General features: G+C 35.7%; 3 protein-coding genes. 2 read left to right on the top strand and 1 reads right to left on the bottom strand.

Annotation, left to right across the window (positions count from 1 at the left end):
• The first annotated feature begins 183 nt into the window (after positions 1–183).
• Together KI356_RS24350 and KI356_RS24345 are read left to right on the top strand one after the other, a co-directional pair.
• On the top strand, positions 184–282 hold the full coding sequence (locus KI356_RS24350) for a flagellar motor protein (protein WP_128281097.1): 99 nt from the start codon (positions 184–186) through the stop codon (positions 280–282).
• Positions 283–347: 65 nt separating this feature from the next.
• Positions 348–857, top strand: coding sequence for an SDR family NAD(P)-dependent oxidoreductase (locus KI356_RS24345; protein WP_128281098.1), 510 nt, complete (start codon positions 348–350; stop codon positions 855–857).
• Between the two features lie 69 nt (positions 858–926).
• Here the strand turns inward: KI356_RS24345 and KI356_RS24340 are convergent.
• On the bottom strand, positions 927–1739 hold an 813-nt coding region (locus KI356_RS24340), incomplete at its 5' end, for an ABC transporter ATP-binding protein (RefSeq protein WP_212936706.1).

The following is a 1739-nucleotide window of genomic DNA, read 5'->3' as shown; positions in this document are numbered from 1 at the left end:
ATTGATATAAGGGAATTTATATAGGGTGGATATCTCCTATCTAGTACCCTCCATATTACTGAAGGATGTTTAAAGAAGCGGTAGCTAATTCAAACATCCTATTTTCGTTTTAATAGATTGAAAATTAAGATAATGGTATAATGGATATAAATAATATTGTTATATAACAAAGGGGGATTTGGAATGACTGGAGGTAGCTTAATATTTTGGGGGATTCTTATTTTTATTGGTTTAACCTTCGATCAATATAATAGTAAGAAAAAACAAGAAACAAAAAAGTAATCGCTTACAAGTTGTCGGATTAACTTTTCCTGCTTGCGGACTAATCTAATAAAAGAGTATACTGAATGACGGTAAGACTTATAGAAGGGGTAATGAAAATGAAGCTTGCAGGAAAGGTTGCCATTGTAACTGGTGGTGGCATCGGTATTGGACGTAGTACAGCTCTTTTGTTGGCTAAGCAAGGCGCAAAAATAATTGTGACGGACATTGATCAAGAAAGTGGACAAGCAACAGCCGAGGAAATTACGAATCTAGGCGGAGAGGCACTTTTTGTATCCTACGATATGGGAAAACAAGGAGATTGGCAACGTGTTATCAGTTTTGCGATGGAGGCATATAGTCGTATTGATATGCTTTTTCAAAATGCTGGTCTATATAAAATAGATTCTATTTTTTCTCGCCAACAAGAGAACGATTCCAATGTACTTTGTATTAATGACGTTTGGATAGGGATAAAACAATTAACGTCATCTTTTATAAAACAGCAAGAAGAAGTGGTGCTCAGTGATTTACCAGTTTTCGGTATTATTAGCACGAGAGGACAATCATTTCATACGATAGAAGCCCTAGTATAATAATGGAAAACCGCCCTCAGTATATATGTGGACGGTTTTTTTGTATGTTCTATAATAGAACTTTATTTTTTAACGAATACGTTGTTCGGTTTGGCTATCAAAGAAATGTGCTTTATTCATATCAAAAGCAAGATTAATTTGATCACCAGGTGAAAAAGTATGTCTTGCATCAACACGTGCTGCAAAATCTTGATCTCCGAGTTTCATATATAAAATGGATTCAGCCCCTAACAACTCTGCAACTTCGATTTTTGTTGTGAAATTAGTAGATTGTGAAGCTTCTAAAAATAATAGTTCATCATGAATATCTTCTGGACGAATACCTAAAACAATTTCTTTATTTACATAGCCTTGTTCGCGTAATAACTTCATTTTTCCCTCAGATACTTTAATCTTTAGTGAACTGTCGATAACGAAATCGGTTTCAGTTAATTTTCCACGGAAGAAATTCATTGCGGGTGAACCGATAAAACCACCAACGAAAATATTTTCAGGTGTTTCATATACTTCTTTTGGAGTTCCAATTTGTTGGATTTTTCCGTCTTTCATAACAACAAGACGGGAAGCCATTGTCATCGCTTCAGTTTGATCATGTGTTACATAAATTGTCGTTGTGCCAAGGCGGTGGTGTAATTTTGAAATTTCTGATCGCATTGCAACACGTAGTTTTGCATCTAAGTTTGATAATGGTTCATCCATTAAGAAAACTTTCGCGTCTCGAACGATTGCTCTACCTAACGCAACACGTTGGCGTTGTCCACCTGATAACGCTTTCGGTTTTCTATCTAAATATTGCTCAAGTCCTAAAATTCGCGCTGCATCTTTCACACGGCGATCGATTTCATCTTTTGCTATCTTTCGAAGTTTTAATCCAAATGCCAT

It is taken from the genome of Bacillus hominis, assembly GCF_018332515.1.
In the GTDB taxonomy this organism is placed as follows: Bacteria; Bacillota; Bacilli; order Bacillales; family Bacillaceae_G; genus Bacillus_A; species Bacillus_A hominis.
Note: the sequence above shows the minus strand (reverse complement) of the source record. Positions and strands in the feature narration are given on the sequence as shown.

What these genes read in the sequence shown, in the direction of transcription:
- KI356_RS24350 (WP_128281097.1), top strand. Translation starts at nt 184, where the DNA reads ATGACTGGAGGTAGCTTAATATTTTGGGGGATTCTTATTTTTATTGGT.
- KI356_RS24345 (WP_128281098.1), top strand. Translation starts at nt 348, where the DNA reads ATGACGGTAAGACTTATAGAAGGGGTAATGAAAATGAAGCTTGCAGGA.